This window comes from Trichothermofontia sp., from assembly GCF_053493415.1.
This window is the reverse complement of the sequence record NZ_JBRCAD010000221.1, coordinates 1-16777: the sequence shown is the minus strand read 5'-3', so window position 1 is coordinate 16777 and position 16777 is coordinate 1. Positions and strand designations below refer to the sequence as shown.

The 16777-nt window shown below is 54.8% G+C and carries 16 protein-coding genes and 1 tRNA gene; 13 read left to right on the top strand and 4 right to left on the bottom strand.

Going from position 1 to position 16777, the window contains the following annotated elements:
* A partial coding sequence (locus tag ACWIUF_RS19710) for a serine hydrolase (protein WP_448574236.1) occupies positions 1-621 on the bottom strand: 621 nt, incomplete at its 3' end.
* 91 nt (positions 622-712) lie between these two features.
* Here ACWIUF_RS19710 and ACWIUF_RS19705 point away from each other — a divergent pair.
* From ACWIUF_RS19705 to ACWIUF_RS19650, 12 genes are all read left to right on the top strand, one after another.
* Positions 713-835 carry a hypothetical protein gene (locus tag ACWIUF_RS19705; protein ID WP_448574235.1) on the top strand — a complete coding sequence of 41 codons (123 nt, stop codon included), beginning with the start codon at positions 713-715 and terminating at the stop codon, positions 833-835.
* Positions 836-1684: 849 nt separating this feature from the next.
* Positions 1685-2203 carry a phycocyanin subunit beta gene (locus ACWIUF_RS19700; protein WP_448574234.1) on the top strand — a complete coding sequence of 173 codons (519 nt, stop codon included), beginning with the start codon at positions 1685-1687 and terminating at the stop codon, positions 2201-2203.
* Positions 2204-2318: 115 nt separating this feature from the next.
* Positions 2319-2807 (top strand): phycocyanin subunit alpha, encoded by a 489-nt coding sequence (gene cpcA, locus ACWIUF_RS19695; protein ID WP_448574233.1) that lies wholly within the window; start codon positions 2319-2321, stop codon positions 2805-2807.
* A gap of 158 nt (positions 2808-2965) precedes the next feature.
* Positions 2966-3781 (top strand): phycobilisome rod-core linker polypeptide, encoded by an 816-nt coding sequence (locus tag ACWIUF_RS19690; protein ID WP_448574232.1) that lies wholly within the window; start codon positions 2966-2968, stop codon positions 3779-3781.
* 237 nt (positions 3782-4018) lie between these two features.
* Positions 4019-4876 carry a phycobilisome rod-core linker polypeptide gene (locus ACWIUF_RS19685; protein ID WP_448574231.1) on the top strand — a complete coding sequence of 286 codons (858 nt, stop codon included), beginning with the start codon at positions 4019-4021 and terminating at the stop codon, positions 4874-4876.
* Positions 4877-5083: 207 nt separating this feature from the next.
* Positions 5084-5290, top strand: coding sequence for a phycobilisome linker polypeptide (locus ACWIUF_RS19680; RefSeq protein WP_448574238.1), 207 nt, complete (start codon positions 5084-5086; stop codon positions 5288-5290).
* A gap of 44 nt (positions 5291-5334) precedes the next feature.
* Entirely contained in the window at positions 5335-6183 is an 849-nt protein-coding gene (locus ACWIUF_RS19675) for a HEAT repeat domain-containing protein (protein WP_448574230.1), read from the top strand.
* Positions 6184-6440: 257 nt separating this feature from the next.
* The gene (locus ACWIUF_RS19670) at positions 6441-7262 is read left to right on the top strand and encodes a HEAT repeat domain-containing protein (RefSeq protein WP_448574229.1); all 822 of its coding nucleotides are present in this window, start codon (positions 6441-6443) and stop codon (positions 7260-7262) included.
* Positions 7263-7818: 556 nt separating this feature from the next.
* Positions 7819-8661, top strand: a complete 843-nt coding sequence (locus ACWIUF_RS19665; protein WP_448574228.1) for a FecR family protein — start codon at positions 7819-7821, stop codon at positions 8659-8661.
* A complete protein-coding gene (locus ACWIUF_RS19660) occupies positions 8642-8839 on the top strand; it encodes a hypothetical protein (protein WP_448574227.1) in 198 nt (65 codons plus the stop codon). Before ACWIUF_RS19665 ends, ACWIUF_RS19660 begins: the two co-directional genes overlap by 20 nt.
* A gap of 80 nt (positions 8840-8919) precedes the next feature.
* Positions 8920-10707, top strand: a complete 1788-nt coding sequence (locus ACWIUF_RS19655) for an ATP-binding protein (protein ID WP_448574226.1) — start codon at positions 8920-8922, stop codon at positions 10705-10707.
* Positions 10708-10751: 44 nt separating this feature from the next.
* Positions 10752-10823: transfer RNA gene (locus tag ACWIUF_RS19650), tRNA-Val, on the top strand.
* Positions 10824-10880: 57 nt separating this feature from the next.
* Here the strand turns inward: ACWIUF_RS19650 and ACWIUF_RS19645 are convergent.
* Positions 10881-12524 carry a glycosyltransferase family protein gene (locus ACWIUF_RS19645; RefSeq protein WP_448574237.1) on the bottom strand — a complete coding sequence of 548 codons (1644 nt, stop codon included), beginning with the start codon at positions 12522-12524 and terminating at the stop codon, positions 10881-10883.
* Between the two features lie 86 nt (positions 12525-12610).
* Here ACWIUF_RS19645 and ACWIUF_RS19640 point away from each other — a divergent pair, with 86 nt between their 5' ends.
* Positions 12611-13954: a sulfotransferase family protein gene (locus ACWIUF_RS19640; RefSeq protein WP_448574225.1), complete on the top strand. Its 1344-nt coding sequence runs from the start codon at positions 12611-12613 to the stop codon at positions 13952-13954.
* Positions 13955-14043: 89 nt separating this feature from the next.
* Here ACWIUF_RS19640 and ACWIUF_RS19635 read toward each other — a convergent pair whose 3' ends face one another.
* Together ACWIUF_RS19635 and ACWIUF_RS19630 are read right to left on the bottom strand one after the other, a co-directional pair.
* Entirely contained in the window at positions 14044-14589 is a 546-nt protein-coding gene (locus tag ACWIUF_RS19635; protein WP_448574224.1) for a DUF192 domain-containing protein, read from the bottom strand.
* Between the two features lie 119 nt (positions 14590-14708).
* Positions 14709-16777: FAD-dependent oxidoreductase (locus tag ACWIUF_RS19630; RefSeq protein WP_448574223.1), on the bottom strand; the 2069-nt coding region annotated here is incomplete at its 5' end.

Here is a 16777-nt window from a genome sequence, read left to right as displayed (position 1 = left end):
GGTCTGGGGGGGTTGGGCCACGGCATATCGGAGAACTGCAGTTAGGGTCCAAAAATGGGCCGGTTGGGCCTGGAGTTGGGCCTCAAAGGCGGGACTATCGCGCACATCCGCCAGCCCACTGGTGTGGCTGAGCAGTTGCCGGATCGTAAGGCGATCGCCCTGGGGTAGGGACCGGATCAGGGGGGCGGGTAACCCTTGCTCAATGCGATCGTCTAGGGCTAGCTTGCCTTCCTGAACCCATTGCAGGACTAGGACTGCCAAAAACAGTTTGGTTATACTGCCAATCCGAAAGCGATCGCTAACCTGTAATGGGGCTTGGGTGGCGAGATCCCGTACCCCCGATGTACCGGCCCAAGTTCCCTGAGGTGTCCTCACCCACAGCAGCACTCCTGGTAGGGTGTGTTCGGCCCGATAACGATCGAGGAAGGACTGAAGTTGCTGCTGCCGTGCCGGGGTTAGCTCCGGGGGAAAGGTCACGGGCGGCGACCCTGGGGGACCCTCGGAGTGGGCTACGGGTGGCACCGTTGAGGGCACGATCGGACACCCCCCGCAGACCAGGCCACTCACCCCCGCAAGTACCCCTAACACAAGGCGCGATCGCCCCCGCAGCCGACGCAACATCCGCCACCCTCACCGATGTGGATCGATAAACTCCCGATCCGCCACTACTAAATCAGGACGCAATCGGAACCAGTAATTTTCTGAGCCACCGATGTGGATCGATAAACTCCCGATCCGCCACCCCGATCGCCATCTCCAGCCACCGATCGCGCTCAGATGGCTATCCCAGGCTATTGCTTTATGGGGAGTCTACCGAGCCTATCTCTATACCTAACTTTCTATACCTAACCTATAGGTATTGGCATGACGACCGCACAGGCTTGATGATGGATAACCGGGATTTAGCGGGCAGAGGATGACAATTATTAGGAGAACATAACGAAATATTACGGATTGTAGACAAGTTTCCCCATCTGTGATCCGTTATTGAGCCGTGAAGTGCCATCCGGATCAGGGTGACCCAAGGTGCAAACACCCCCCACAATCGAAGAAGTGATGGCGGGGAAAAGGTTGTAACGATCGCCACGCCCATTGCTTGCATCCCAGCCTATCACCTCAATAGGGCCACCCAAATGGCTGATTCCGCCCCCAGGGTGCCTCAATCATGAGACAAATACGGAGCCGAAGGGAATGGGACACCAATTGCTAAAATCCCCTCTACGCAAGGATTACGGCTTAAGGGCCTAATCGGATCAGTGTCGAACGCGTGTCGCAAATATTGCGAAATGTAAAGAAATAAAAACTTGTGATAACGAAAAAAGCCAATGGGGAACTATTCGTCTTAGTATAATGAAGGTCACGGAAGTACATGAAAACAGAGATTCAGGCAGGTTGCCTTTGGGTTCAGTACTCAGTTGACGGATTCTCCCTTATCGAATCGCTCTCGGTATCTTTATGAAAGCATTTTGAGTAGGCGAGGACTGTTGGCTAAGCTACTGAAATCCCTAGGGAATCATGCCTAGGGCGCTCAAAAACGATAACCTTGCTGAGTTCTGTTAGCGTTTCCGGCTTCCGGTCTTGTGGGTCTAAATTGTCTATAACTGACTGCGTAATCGGTTCAGGAATAGAGCCAATCTTCCACACCATCAACACGATTTAGGAACGATTTAGGAGATTAAAACCAATGCTAGACGCATATACCAGGGTTGTTTCCCAAGCTGACACTCGTGGCGAATATGTTAGCGGGGCACAGCTTGATGCACTGTCCGCCATTGTTAAGGATGGCCTGAAGCGGATTGATGTTGTTAACCGCATCACCGGTAACGCTTCTGCGATCGTTGCTGACGCCGCTCGCGCCCTGTTTGCTGAACAGCCCCAACTGATTGCGCCTGGTGGCAATGCTTACACCAACCGTCGCATGGCAGCTTGTCTGCGCGACATGGAAATCATCCTGCGCTATGTTACCTACGCTGTCTACACGGGTGACGCTAGCGTTCTGGATGATCGTTGCTTGAATGGTCTGCGCGAAACCTACCTCGCCCTGGGTGTTCCTGGTGGTTCCGTGGCAACCGGCGTTCAAAAGATGAAGGAAGCCGCGATTGCGATCGCTAACGATCCCAATGGCATCACCCGTGGTGATTGCAGCTCCTTGATGTCGGAACTGGCTGGCTACTTCGATCGCGCTGCTGCCGCTGTTGCCTAAGCCAACTCATCAGGCTCCTGAGTGGTTCATCACTACATCGCTATGGTAGGACGGCCACGATTTGTCTCAACAAAAACCGATTTGCTAAACCATCCATTAGGGAGATATCAAACCAATGAAAACCCCATTGACTGAAGCAGTTGCAGCTGCAGATTCCCAAGGTCGTTTCCTGAGCAGCACCGAACTCCAAGTTGCGTTTGGTCGTCTGCGTCAAGCTGGTCCTAGCCTGGAAGCTGCAAAGGCTCTGGCTGCCAAGGCCAATGATTTGGCAAATGCTGCGGCCAACGCCGTTTACCAGAAGTTCCCCTACACGACCCAAATGCAGGGTTCCAACTTCGCCTCTGATCAACGCGGCAAGGACAAGTGCGTTCGTGACATCGGCTACTACCTCCGGATGATCCAATACTGCCTGATCGCTGGCGGTACGGGTCCAATGGATGAGTACCTGATTGCTGGCTTGGCTGAAATCAACAGCACCTTTGATCTGTCTCCTAGCTGGTACGTTGAAGCCCTGAAGTACATCAAGGCTAACCACGGTATTACTGGCGATCCGGGTACGGAAGCCAACTCCTACATCGACTACGCTATCAACGCCCTGAGCTAGATCGCGTTCACATTGCCCGGCAGGGTTAATCAGCTTCATGTCGTTTTGCGATGAGAGTTGATGACCTTACCGGGCAATTTTGCTTAACGCCGATATAACAACATTGGCTAGATTGGCTAATTCAGTAGTCCAATAACAAATCAAGTAGGGGAAACAGTATGGCTGGTGTAAAAGAGTCTGGACGCCTGGGTATCAGTGCGTTCCAGGAAACCGATCCAACTGAATTACGTCCGAATCGCAGTGAAGATAATGTCAACGCTGTCATCCGGGCTGCCTATCGTCAGATTTTAGGCAATGAGCACATTATGCAGAGTGAGCGCCTGACTAGCGCGGAATCTCTGTTGCGGCAAGGGCAAATTACGGTTCGGGATTTTGTCCGTGCGTTGGCACAGTCTGAACTGTATCGCAATAAATTTTTCTATCCCAATTTTCAAGTACGCTTCATTGAGCTGAACTATAAGCATCTGTTGGGGCGTGCTCCCTATAGTGAGGCTGAAATTGCCTATCACGTTGACCTCTATACCTCTGAAGGCTATGAGGCTGAGATCAATTCCTATATTGATTCACCCGAATATCAACAGAGCTTTGGGGACAATGTGGTGCCCTATTACCGGGATTTGGTGACGACCGGGATTGGCCAACAAACCGTTGGTTTTACGCGGTTGTTCCAACTCTACCGGGGCTATGCCAATAGCGATCGCGCCCAAGCCCAGACGGCACCCCGCCTGACCTGGGAACTGGCTCGCAATACCACCTCGCCCATCTCACCGCCGACGGCGGGTGCTTTGAGTGGTGGCTTGGGGGGTAGTCGAGGTGATGTGTACCGTGTGCGCGTCATGCAGGGACCTTCGACCACGGCCCCGACCATTCGTCGGAGCACAATGGAAATGTTGGTGTCCTACGATCAGTTGTCGAATAAGCTACAACAACTCAACCGGGCTGGCAGCAAGGTTTTGAGTGTTCAGCCTGTGTAAAGTAGTGCGACAAAGATCGGCGATCGCGCTGGCATTTAGCCTTGCCAGCAGTGAGGTTAGTAATTAAGTGCGTTTTTTGTTCCTCCTGGACTGAAAAACACACATTCAGTAATCTTTAATTATTAATAACCTCTCAGGTTGGATGTGCGATCGCTGATCTTTCCCCCTTCATGACCAGCCCCTCATTCCCTGAAAACACTGACTACCTGAAAACACTGACTAAAGGAGAGTATTTCAGTGCCTATTACCGCACAAGCATCCCGCTTAGGGACTTCAGCGTTTAGTGATGCTGCCCCGATCGAACTGCGTCCCAATGCGACTGAAGACGATGTTAATGCCGTTATTCGTGCTGCTTATCGTCAACTATTGGGGAATGACTATTTGATGGCCTCCGAACGTCTGGTCATTCCTGAATCCCTGTTGCGGGACGGCAAGATCACTGTTAAAGAGTTTGTCCGAGCCGTGGCCAAATCAGAATTGTACAAGTCGAAGTTTTTCTACAACAACTTCCACAGCCGGGTCACGGAACTCAACTACAAGCATTTGCTAGGGCGTGCCCCCTACGATCAAACCGAGATCAGCTACCACCTGGATCTGTATGAAACCAGTGGTTACGATGCTGATATCGACTCCTACATCGACTCGCCGGAATATCAAGCGGCTTTTGGGGAGCATATCGTTCCCTATTACCGGGATTTGGTGACTACGGGTGCGGGCCAGCGCACGGTGGGCTTTACCCGCCTGTTCAGCCTGTACCGGGGCTATGCCACCAGCAGTCGTGGGCAATTCCAAGGCAACTATCCTAACCTCGTCACGGAATTGGCACGGGGTGAAGCTTCTGCGGTCGTTGCACCAGGGACGCCCTATACCCGTCCGTCCATGCGGGGAGTGCCGGTTAACAGTGCCTTTGGCGGTTCGGAAGCCTTTGGCTCCGGTCGTCTTTTCCGGGTGGAAATTGCCGCCCTCTCGAAGCCTGGTTATCCCAGTGTGCGTCGTTCCAACCGGGTTGTGATTATTCCCTTTGAGGAACTGTCGAACAACATGCAGCGGGTTCAACGCCAAGGCGGTAGGATTGCCAGCATTACGCCCCTTTAAGTTTAGGTTGCGCTGACTACCGGGTTATTGACTTGCAGCCTGAATAATTGGGATACCTAGCGTGTTTTGGTAATCCATTTCAGGGTAGGTAACGTCCCCCCAGTTTTAAGGATTTTCTTAAAGAGATATGGGGGGAAGTTTGCCTAATTTGAGATCCCACTTTTGTTTTACGTCATTATTGTTGGATATTTTTGGAGCACAGCGATCATGTTGGGTACTCGGTATTTTCGCTATGAAGTCACTGGTCTCCGTCAAAACGAAGAGACGGATCGGATGAATTCCCCCATTCGTTCAAGCGCTAGTGTTTTCATTACGGTTCCTTACAGTCGGATGAATGAAGAGATGCAGCGTATTACGCGCATGGGCGGCCAAATCGTGTCGATCTCGCCGATTGCTGCCAGTACTGACGCCTAGTGCTAGAAAGTGCTTTGACGAAAGCCTAAACGTATCTAATGCCCATGCAAGCGGCTAACTTTGAAGACTCACGTGACTTGTCACTGGCGGATGCTGCGGGTGATGAGTCGTCTTTAACGGTTGAACAAGCGATCGCTAACCTGCGCGGCCCCGACTTGGGGCTGCGTTATTATGCGGCTTGGTGGTTAGGGCGGTTTCGGGTGGCCACACCCGCTGCCATCGCGGCCCTCATGGACAGTCTGGCGGATGACTCGGATCGTACAGCGGAAGGTGGCTATCCGCTCCGTCGCAATGCGGCGCGTGCCCTCGGTAAGTTGGGCGATATCCAGGCGGTCCCGGCCTTGATTGACTGCCTTGCCTGCGATGATTTTTACGTGCGGGAGGCGGCGGCCCAATCCTTAGGAAGTTTGGGCGATCGGCGAGCTATTCCCCCTCTGATGGCGTTGTTAACGGGTGGGTTGGCGGCGGCCCAACCTCTAGACGATGGCATTCGACTGCGCCATCCCTATGCCGCGATTTTAGAAGCCTTGGGTGATCTTAACGCCACCGAAGCGGCCCCGCTGATTGAACCCTTTCTTGATCATCCCTTTGAACTGTTGCAGTACGCGGCGGCGCGAGCCATGTACGCCCTGACCCAGGAGGCTGCCTATGCGGAGCGATTGGTCCAGGCGTTATCAGGAAATAAATTGCCCCTGCGGCGGGCTGCTTTAGCAGATTTGGGCGCGATCGGTTATGTCCCCGCAGCTACGGCGATTGCCCAAACCCTGGCGGAAAATAGCCTGAAGCTAATTTCCCTGAAAGGGCTACTGGAAAAACAAGTCCAGCAGACCCCTTTGCCCACCCTTTCGGAAGATGCGAGACAGGTCATGATCCTTATGGATCAACTCTTGTAAGTGTTAAGTATCCGTGATTGTTGGCTTAAATCCGGGTGGGATGCGATTGCCCAACCTATCGCCTGGATGACGGCTGATCACCCCCTAGACGGATAGCCTATAGGTAGCGAGTGCAGCGCATAATTATTATGCATATAACGCTTGTAGTGATGGCTCTAGCCGACAACGACTAAGGCCGCTACTACCAACGTTCCAGACCTTGATGCTCACTGTACTAGTCCCTGATTGCCTCCCCACCTATCCCTGATGCTGAGCCTATGTCAGACTCCTTGTTCCCCCTGATTCGTGCCGTTGAACAGGCCCATTCTGCGCCCCAACTGATTCAGGCTGTCCGAGCGCTGGCGGCCACTGGCCAGGAAGGCAGTATTCCCACCCTGATAGCGGTCCTCAGCTACAACAACCCCGGTGCTGCCGTTGCGGCGGTGGAAGGCTTAATCCAAATTGGCGAACCCGCCATCCCATCGCTGTTAGAGCAATTGGATCAGCATAATTACACTGCCCGATCGTGGGCAATCCGTGCCTTGGCAGGGATTGGTGATCCGCGCGGGTTAGTGACGCTACTGGGGGCAGCAACGGCAGACTTCTCTATGAGTGTGCGGCGGGCGGCGGCGCGGGGGTTGGGAGCCATGAAATGGCACTGGTTTCCTGCTGATCTATTAGAAATTGCCCAGGAGGAAGTCCTGGAAGCGCTGTTGTTTGTGGCCCAGCAAGATGAAGAGTGGGTCGTGCGCTATGCGGCAATCGTTGGTCTTGAAACCCTGGCCACTGGGATTGGGCCCAGCTATCCCCATTGGCGATCGCAAATTTACACCCAGCTCACTCGCATGACGGATGAAGATGCTAGTTGGGCGGTGCGGGCGCGGGCCTGTTTGGCTCAGGAGCAACTTCAGGCCGGGATGGCGCTAGTGCCTGCCGTGCAGGATGCAAAACCCTCTCCTCTCTCAGCAACGGATTGGCAACAGATTCTGGAAACGCTGTATGCCCGTAAGGAACAAGAGCGATCGGTTTTCGGCGAGGGTGATCCGCGTCGATATCGAGAATTAGCGATCGCTGTCTCGCAGCCAGAAGCGAGGTCCTAAGCAGCGAGATTCTAGGCCGAGGGTAAGAATGATCGGAAGGCACGATCGGCGCGATCAACACGTGCCCTGTCAGCCATAATTGTTGTTGGGTTGCTGATAGGGGCTGCACGCTGGCGACCGCGCTCGCCCTGCGATAGTGCTCTCAGGGTAACGAGGACGAGTCTGTTGTGCCGAGGAAGACGCTGCTCGAACGGACTGAGCTGGTCGCAGTCCTATGATGCTGCACGAGGTTTGGGCGGGGTAGGGTTGGTGTTTACTGAGTCAGCGGCGCCCGATCGCGATCACGGGTTTTGGGCCAAAACTCTGGGAGAATCAGGTTCAGTCATGCACAAACGGTGGGTGGAGTCGGTAGCCTGGACACAGGGGTGGCCAGAGGTGGCAAGGGGTATTCGTCCGTGGTGTCAGCAATAGCCTTCGCCCCTCAGACCTGGACAGACCGGGGCGGGAGCGGTACCCTCAGCCACGGCTCGCTCCCCTTAACCATAGTGATGACTAGCGACGATAGGCTTTATCAGCATGTGCCCTAAAACCGATGTTGGCTATCAGGAAATTACTTGTGCGCTATCGAACCTGTCTATTGACCCTTGCCCCCCTTCTCTTCCTGGTATTCTCTCAAGTCCAGGGGGCCAACCCCCAATCGGTCCCTGTCCGCATCGATCGCTGGCTGGTGTTAAGACAGCTATCGGGGCGGGTTATGTTCCACCAGGGGAGTCGCAGCCGTCCGGCCCATCAAGGCGATCGCTTACAACAGGTTGGGGATGGTATCACGACAGATGGGGGGGCCGCAGCAACGCTGGAGGTTGATACCGGCATTGGCTTTGTCAATGTGGCGGAGAGAACAGAAGTACGGGTTCAGTCCCTTGCCATAGCCCCCGACAATGGCCGAATTACGCGGTTGTTGGTGCCCAAGGGGCAAGTGCGTCTACAGTTGCGGCGCTTTACCCACCGGGGGTCGGAGTTGGAAATTCGCACCCCTGCCGGGATTAGCGGGGTACGGGGAACGGAATTTGGGGTGACTGTTCAGCCGAACGGTAAAACTGGTGTGGCAACCCTGACAGGGCGGGTGGAGACGATGGCCCAAGGACAGAGTGTGAATGTGGCGGCTGGTTTCCAGAACCTGATCCTACCGGGCGAGATCCCGTCTCCCCCGACGCCCCTCCGCAACGATACTGGCCTACGTTATCAAATTGAACGCCGGATTGTGAATAATGTGCGTCGTCAGCGGTTAGTTGCTCAGGTTGATCCGGTTAACACGGTCTCTGTGGAAGCCTTGCCTATTAACATCGATCGTAATGGTCGCTTTGCTATAGATTTACCGGTTGCCTCACGCCTACGGATTCGCGTTAAAGTCATTACACCCCTAGGTAAGACGCAAGTCCATGAAGTGGTGGTTTTCTGAGTATGGATGGCGATTATTACCCGGCGGTTTAGCCGCACTGTTTATCGCTGGCTTACTTCAAATTGGTGCTTTGCAGCCGCTGGAGCAGATTGCCTATCGTACCCGTTTTCAAGTACGGGGTGAACCCAGGCCGCCATTGCCCGTAACCTCTCGATCGGGTTACTCGCGGCTGACCTAGATGGTCACATCTGGTTTTGCAATCCCCAAGCAAGTCGTTGGTTACAGGTTGAAACCGGTCATAACTTAAGTGAAGTTCTGGTGCCCCATTGGCTCAGCCAACAACAGTGGCAAGCCTATGTGCAACGCCTAACCATGAATGGCTCTGTAATTACCCATGAACTTAAGCAAGCCAGTAATTGGTTTCAAATGATCTTAGAACCCCTGGTGTATCATCCAACCACCAACCAACACCTGCACAACCAGCCCGATGGCCTGTTGTTATTACTAGAAGATATCAGCCACCACAAGCAGATTGAGGCCAACCTCCAAGAAGCCAAAGAAGCAGCGGAAACTGCCAGCCGCATCAAGGGTGAGTTTCTTGCCAACATGAGCCATGAGCTACGCACCCCTCTCAACATTATTCTCGGCTTTGTTCAACTAATGCGCCGTGATACAACCATGACCCCTGAAAATATTCGCTACTTGAATATTATTAATCGTAGTGGTCAAGATCTTTTGAACTTAATCAATGAAGTACTTGAACTATCTAGATTAGAAGTCGGGGAATTACGTTTAAATGAAAATATTTTCGATCTGCATGAACTTCTCAGAAATTTGGAAGAAATGCTTCAAGTTAAGATCAATGCCAAACATTTAGAATTAGTCTTTGATTGCCATCTCGATGTCCCTCACTATATTAAAGCTGATGAACATAAGTTACGCCAGGTTCTTCTCAATCTTTTAGGTAATGCTATTAAATTTACTGAAAAAGGATCAATTACCTGTCGAATCTACCCCTTAGCGGCAGCCCAGACATCGTCGGATTTGCCGTCTATCCAGCCATTACAGTTTGAGATCCAAGATACTGGCCCAGGTATTGCTGCCGACGAACTCCATAAATTATTTCAGCCTTTCTCCCAAACACAAGTGGGCGAGGCAACTCAGGAAGGAACGGGTTTAGGACTGGCGATTAGCCGTCGCCTCGTGAACCTCATGGGGGGAAATATCTCCGTTGCCAGCACAGTGGGACACGGAAGCACCTTTAGCTTCTCCATTCCTGCCCAGGCGGTTGATCTGCCCGCTTGGCCAGTGGAACTGTCAGACCATCCGGCCCAAGGTTGGATGTTAGAGTCCACTCAATATCGGATTTTAGTTGTTGATTTTAACTGGGAAAATCGACATTTTTTAGAAAAAAATTTGACAAAAATAGGTTGCATTGTACGCACAACAAATAATAGTGAAGAAGGATTCTTTCTCTGGCAGAATTGGCAACTAAATTTGGTTTTTATCGATATTCAGGAATCGACAATTGAAGGCTATAACTTAATTCGTAGGATTCGTGATCAAGAAGATTGTATGAATATCGATCCTGAAATCATCACTACTAATGTGAATCAGATGCCTTCTGAATCTTCTGTATGTCGCAAATCATCAACTATTTTAATCGCAACTTCAATGAATATCTTTAGCGGTACAAAAGCAGCAATTTTGGCAGCGGGATTTGATAACTGTTTACAAAATCCTTTTACAAAAGATGAATTGTTTATGAAGCTGGCGAAATACTTGGCGATCGCACCAAGCCAGATGCCAGGGCGGTCCTTAGCCCAGCCGCGATCGCCCGCCTCGCCACCGGGGGCGGCATCCGTATCTTGTGGGCCTCCACGGCCAACCGTCGATCTGGCGGCGGCCCTGCGCACGATGCCCCCTGATTGGATTCAGCAATTGTCCCACGCGGCCATTCGAGGGTCTGACGATCGCATTGCCGAATTACTCACCGAGGTGCCAGAGTCGCAGGCCATGCTACGCACCTGTCTCGCAGACTGGAGTAGTAACTTCCAGTTTGATGAAATTATGAGTTTAATTCAGCAACTCCCCGAGCGGCCCTGAAGGAGTGCGATATTGCGCCGACTCATGCTAAGGTAGAAACCTACGGGCGATTGGCACAGGGGTAGCGCGCTCCCTTCACACGGGAGAGGTCACTGGTTCAAATCCAGTATCGCCCATTGCTTACCCGTCTGATTACGCCTTGATGCGCAAGGTTTTGGGTTAGGTGCGTCAATTTATGGTGACCCTAACTCCGGGACCCGGCGTTGCAGGTCGGCAGTCAATTGTTCACGTTTAGCCAGCATTGCCAAATACCAAGCTCGTCGCGCACGGTAATGCTGGCTCAAGAGGCGATGATCCCGCACCCAGGCGTAGGCATTGGCCGCGATCGCCTGTCGCCAGTCCGGATTTGCAATCAGTTGGGTTAATTTGTCTTCAAACTCGATGGGCGACTGGTACAGTAGCCCGGTTTGCCCTTCAATCAGGGAATCGGCATAGACGATCGGGCTAGCCAGCGCGACCACGTGATGTCCCGCGTGTTCCAGGAATTTGAGATCCGACTTCATGCGGTTAAATTCCGTGTCTGCCAGGGGCAAAATGCCAATGTGACAGGTACGGAGAATCTCGTAGTATTGCGCCAGGGGGCAGAAGGGATAGAAGGTTTTACGCGGGGTTTCGAGGGCTGCAAAAAAGTCCTGGGCATGGATGACCTTAATCTGGACTTGCGGAAATTGGGCCAGAATCCGATTCAGAGCCGGAACGATCGGTTGCCAATCTTCGGGATAGCGCACACCGCCGAAAAAAAGGATGGGGGCATCCGTTTGCAAGTCCGTTCGTGGCTCCGGTAGGGTGGTCAACTGATTGGCAAAGACCTTCACATGGGGATTAAATTGCGATAAAAAGTCGGCGAGGGCTGGGGTTGCTACCTGCACACAATGGGAACTCCGAATGCGGAAAAAGTTATGCTCTACTTCCTGCTGCCAAAAACGTGGATCATCATCCCATTCCGAAACAATTAAGTAACCCCGATCGAGCAAGGCTTTCTGACTCGCGAGATCATCCGGATACCGGGACAGGGTGCGCTGCCAAATAAAGACCTTGGCCTCATCCGGCTGGGCAATATTCAATAAAATTTTATCTCCCCGTACCTTCTCCACTTGCTGGATGCGGGTATAGGGAAGGGTGGCGCTGAATTGATCGGGGTCATAAACCCGAACGGGGCCGCAACTGCCTGGTACAGCAATGTAGGTTTGGATCAGCAGCTTCGGGGCCGTCAGGGGCATTTTTGTGGCGCGAACCAGGTAGTGGCTGATGCGCGATCGCTGTTGGAAGTCTTGCGGATCAATTCTGAAGGCGGTTAACACGGGCGATAGCTCTTGAATTAAGCGATCGAGGTCCTGAGCCGCTTGGACGATCGCCTGAATATCCCATACCGACAAACCCGCCTGCTGATAGAGCGATTGAATCCCCGCAAGGGCAAAGAGTTGCCCCGGATAGGCGGCTTCAGGTTGGGTTAGGGTTAAGGGCCAATTCCCCTGGAGAAAGTTCACCAAAACCCGCCAGTGCTGACTATTGGCCAGACAGGCCAGGATAATCCCCTCGTCCTGCAATAGGGGGGCCTGGGTTTGCAGCAACCGCACCGGATCGCTCACCTGCCCCAAGCTCTGGTTATAGACTAAGCAATCCACTTGACCTGCTGGTAAATGGGCAACTGATGTCAGGGCATCATGGGGGGCAAGACACCAATACTGGCCGTGGGGATTGCGCGATCGATAGTAGGAACCGAGGGGGGCATCGCGATCGCTGATCTCAACCACGATCGCCGCATCTGGTGGGATCAATTGACCAAGCGCCGCATCGGCAACACTGAGGGGTTTCACAGTCAACGGGATCTCCCAGAAATAAGGATAGGGATGAGGAGCGATCGGGACTACGCTAAGATGCCTGGGATTGAGAAAGTGGAACCATGATAGCAACCTCCGCTCCAGCAGCAATAGACAGCCTCAGCCTGACCCCCCATCCCCAAGCAGACGAGCGTTTGCTGGCCCACCATCTCCACCCGGAGGTCCATCCCGGCCAACGCTACCAGTGCCAACTCAGGGGTTGGGTCCTCGGTCGGGGGCAACCGGTAGCCGCGATCGCGGTGGTCTACCAAAACCAGGTCCTACGCCAAACAGCCGTGAATTTACCCAGTCCAGATATTGCGGCCCAATACGCCCAGGAGGACTCAACGGACACCGCCGGAGCCGATCGCTGTCGTTTTCAGCTAGATCTCAGCGTTTTGGGCCTGCCGTCCCCCGTGGATCTCACGATTCGCGCCCAATGGCAGGATGGCACCGAGATCCCCCTCGCTACCCTGAGCCTGCGCCATCCCCCCCTACAGACCCCGTACACGCCCTGCTTTCAGCCCCTCATCCTCACCTCTCTGGGGCGAACAGGCTCCACCTGGTTCATGCGCCTGCTCAGCCAGCATCCCCAGATCATCACCCATCGGGCACATCCCTACGAAACCCGCATTGCCCAATACTGGCTCCAGATGTTGCGGGTCCTGGCCCAACCAGCGGATCTGGTGGCCTCAACCCCCCACGAAGGCTTTGAGCAAACCCTGGCCTGGATTGGGGCCAACCCCTTTGGGCGATCGGGCCTGTTGCCACCCGCCCCAGCCACCTGGTTAGCCAATGACTACGTGGAGCAACTGGCGGCTTTTTGCCAGCAAAGTATTGACGGGCTGTATCGCCAGCTGGCCCAGGCCCAGCAGCAGGCAACGGGTGACGCGGGTCAACGGTGCTATTTTGCCGAAAAGTGGGTGATTAGTCCCAATAGTGAACTGTGCTGGCAACTGTATCCCCAGGCGCGGGAGGTGATCCTGGTGCGGGACTTCCGCGATATGGTGTGTTCCATGCTGGCCTTTAATGCTAAGCGGGGGTATGCCAGTTTTGGCCGTCAGAAAGTGGCGAGCGATGCCGAGTTTATTCGCGATCGCGTCCTCACCTTTGCCACCAAACTGCACCACCGCTGGCAGCAACGCCCAGACCAGATCCAGATTGTGCGCTACGAGGATTTAATCCAGTCCCCGGAGTCAACCTTGACCCGCCTACTTACCTATCTCGATCTGCCCGCGTCCCCAGAAGCGATCGCCCAAATGCAAACCCAGGCCCAAGCCGATTCCGAGTCCCTACAATCCCATCGCACCAGTACCACTATTGCCACTTCCATCGGACGCTGGCGCACGGATCTATCCCCCGCCCTGCAAACCCTATGCCATGAAGTCCTAGCCAGTCCCCTACAAGCCTTCGGCTATGACCCATAATCGTGTGGGATCGCCGTCGCGGCTGAAGACCCGCCCACCTACCGGACACGCGATCGCCGGCTCCCCCGATCGCCAACGCCCCGGCAGCCTCACAAAAACCGCAGTTCGATCGTATCGCCCACCTGGAGGTTCAGCATCTCAGCCCGCCCCCCGCGCAACTCCAACACCTGATCCACCGGTTGCTTGGGTCCATAGAGGGGACAGTCTATCACCGTACAAGGGGGCACATTCGCCGCGATCGCCACCACTTTGCCGTCCTTGAGGAACACCATATCCAGGGGGATATGTACATTTTTCATCCAGAAATTAACCATGCGGGGCGGGTCAAAGGGGAACAACATCCCGCGATCGTCGGCCAACTCAGCCCGATACATCAGGCCCATTGCTTGTTCGTAGGCCGTTTTCGCCACTTCTAGTTGAATCACTTCACCCGCGATCGTGGCTTCCGCTGTGATGGGTAGCATTTGTCCAAGTAGGGCTGAGTGTACCGGCGCAGGGGATACCGCTGGGATAGGCGGCGAGGGGGAGGTCGGTGCGACAGATGGCGGGGTGGTGGTATCAGAAGCCGCCGTGGTCGCACAGCCCAGCAGCGTAACACTGAGCAGGGTACTCACGAGGAAAGAGGAGGGAACCATAGAAAAACATTATTACCTGTGGGAGCTTACAGCCCTTAGGATAGCGAATCCGTTGCTGGCCTGACGGGGGAGCTTGGCAGTTTGCGTTTTGGGGTTTGAAGTTGGAATTTTACGGGTGCTTACCAAACCCGCCACTCCTCCCAATCGAGGTTAAAGATCGAGGTGTCGGGGAACGCCGTGGGATTGCCGTTTTTCTGGAGGCGCTGCTGGAGTTTGGCCAATTGGGGTTCCCAGTTGGGTAGGTTGTCCACCAGTTCATAGGGACGCATCCCTTCCTTCAGGGCAAAGGCGGCAGTGGTTCCCGCTGCGGCCCCCACGGACCACTCGAAGGCATGCACCCGATAGGCGGCGGCGGCGATCGTGCTGTTGGCAATACTCTTACCCGCAACCAGGAGGTTGTCAATTTGCTGCGGAATCATGGCCCGTAGGGGAATCTGGGCTGGATAGGCTTGACCGTGGGCACGGCGGACCCCTTCCCGTTCCGTGTTACCCGGTGCCTCCGGGGGGGAGAGGGTAAGGCAGGGATGGAAGTCCATTGTGTACTGGGCAATGCCCACCGCGTCGGGATAGATGGTCGATCGCGTGCGGCGGGTCACCTGCTCTGGCGAAATCACCCCCTGGCTGACCTGCATGGACTCTAACCCCGCCAAAATCGCCCAGAGTTGCCGATACATTCCAGGCGGCAGGGCCTCTCGGTAGTAGGGATCGCGGTAGTCCAGGCGCGAGATATCTAGTTCATCCATGCTGAAGCCATCGACATAGGCAGGGGCCGGACGACCGATGATGCGACGGGCTTCACGAATGTAGGGATATTTGGACAACCCATGCACCGTGCCCATTGGGGAATCGAGACCCGTGAGCAGGCGGTGGTTGGGATGGGGCTGCTTGGCATTGGGTCCCAGGATCGAGTCAGTGGTGCCCGCCACCAGCCAGTGGTAGAAACCAAGGGCGTGCTCCTCGCCCCGCCGTAGGGTTTCCGTGCGCAGTCCCCCTAGCCAGCCGCCGGGAGCCAGTTGTCCCGTTTGCCGTAGCTGCTCCTGGGTATAGATCAAATTATCCTGAGCAGTGCCCGGTCGATAGTCATTACCCCAAGTCCAGTTTTGCATAGAGATATCCCCCGGTGCGGGGATGGCCTTGCCTCCAGAAGCAGGGCTAGTAGGGCGGTTGGCGGCATCGGGTGCCCAGATCCGGCGATAGGTAAACACGAAGTGAAAGTTATTGGCCCGCTGGGTATCGTAGCTGTAGTAGGGTTCGTATTGGCGATAAAAGGCGGGTTCGGGCTGGGGCTGGGGCGTGGCCGTTTGCTCCATCGCGAAGGTGTAGGTAAAGCCCTGGGTGCAGTAGGGATCGTTGGTGACCACTGGGGAGGAGGGATTGCGGGCGGATCGGGGGTCCAGGCCCAGGCGATAGGGCACCCCGGCCAGGGCAACAAGTTCCCCAGTTTCCGTGGCCTCGATCACGTACCAGTCACGATCGCCGGTTTTGGCCTGGAGGGCAGGGGTGAAGCGAATCAGGGTTTTGTCAAGGCGATCGGAGGGTTCGTAGCGGTAGGCATCCTCAATGATCGCGGACAGGGGTTCGGTGTTTAGGGGTGGGGTGCCCGCCGCCGGACGGTGTTGGATGGCGATCGCCGCCGTGATCAAACGTCCATCGGGGCTGATTTCCAAGTCCTTAACCACCGTGTTGGGGAACCAGTGCAGGGTCCCGCGCCCGGTTTTTGCTGCGTCTTGTAACTGTTGCCACAGGAGCGTGTGGGCATCGCTGGGGAGGAAGCAGGAAACGCTCACCCAGCACTCACCAGGGTTTAACTTGCCGTAGTGCCGTTGGATACGTGCCCGTAATTCGTTGTAGCCCCTGGAGAAAAATTCGAGGCTGCGTTGTTTTTTGGCCTCATCCAGGGCCGAGGTTCCTTGGGCGGAGACTTGACCACCAACCCAATCGGTAATGTCGGTCATGCAGACCGTGCGCCCCGCCAGGAGGGCTTCATAGGCCGTGGCTGTCCCGGCTAAACCACCGCCCACGATGAGGAGATCGCAGTCAACGGTTTGCTGGGGAAGGGGAGAGTTGTCAGCGATGAGTCGTGAGTTGGGGAGGGGGGAAAGGGGAAGCGGGTCCCCGGCGGCGGCGAGGGGGAGTTGGCTGCTGACCCAGAGGAGGAGGGTTGTGGGCAGGGCAATCAGGGACTTCG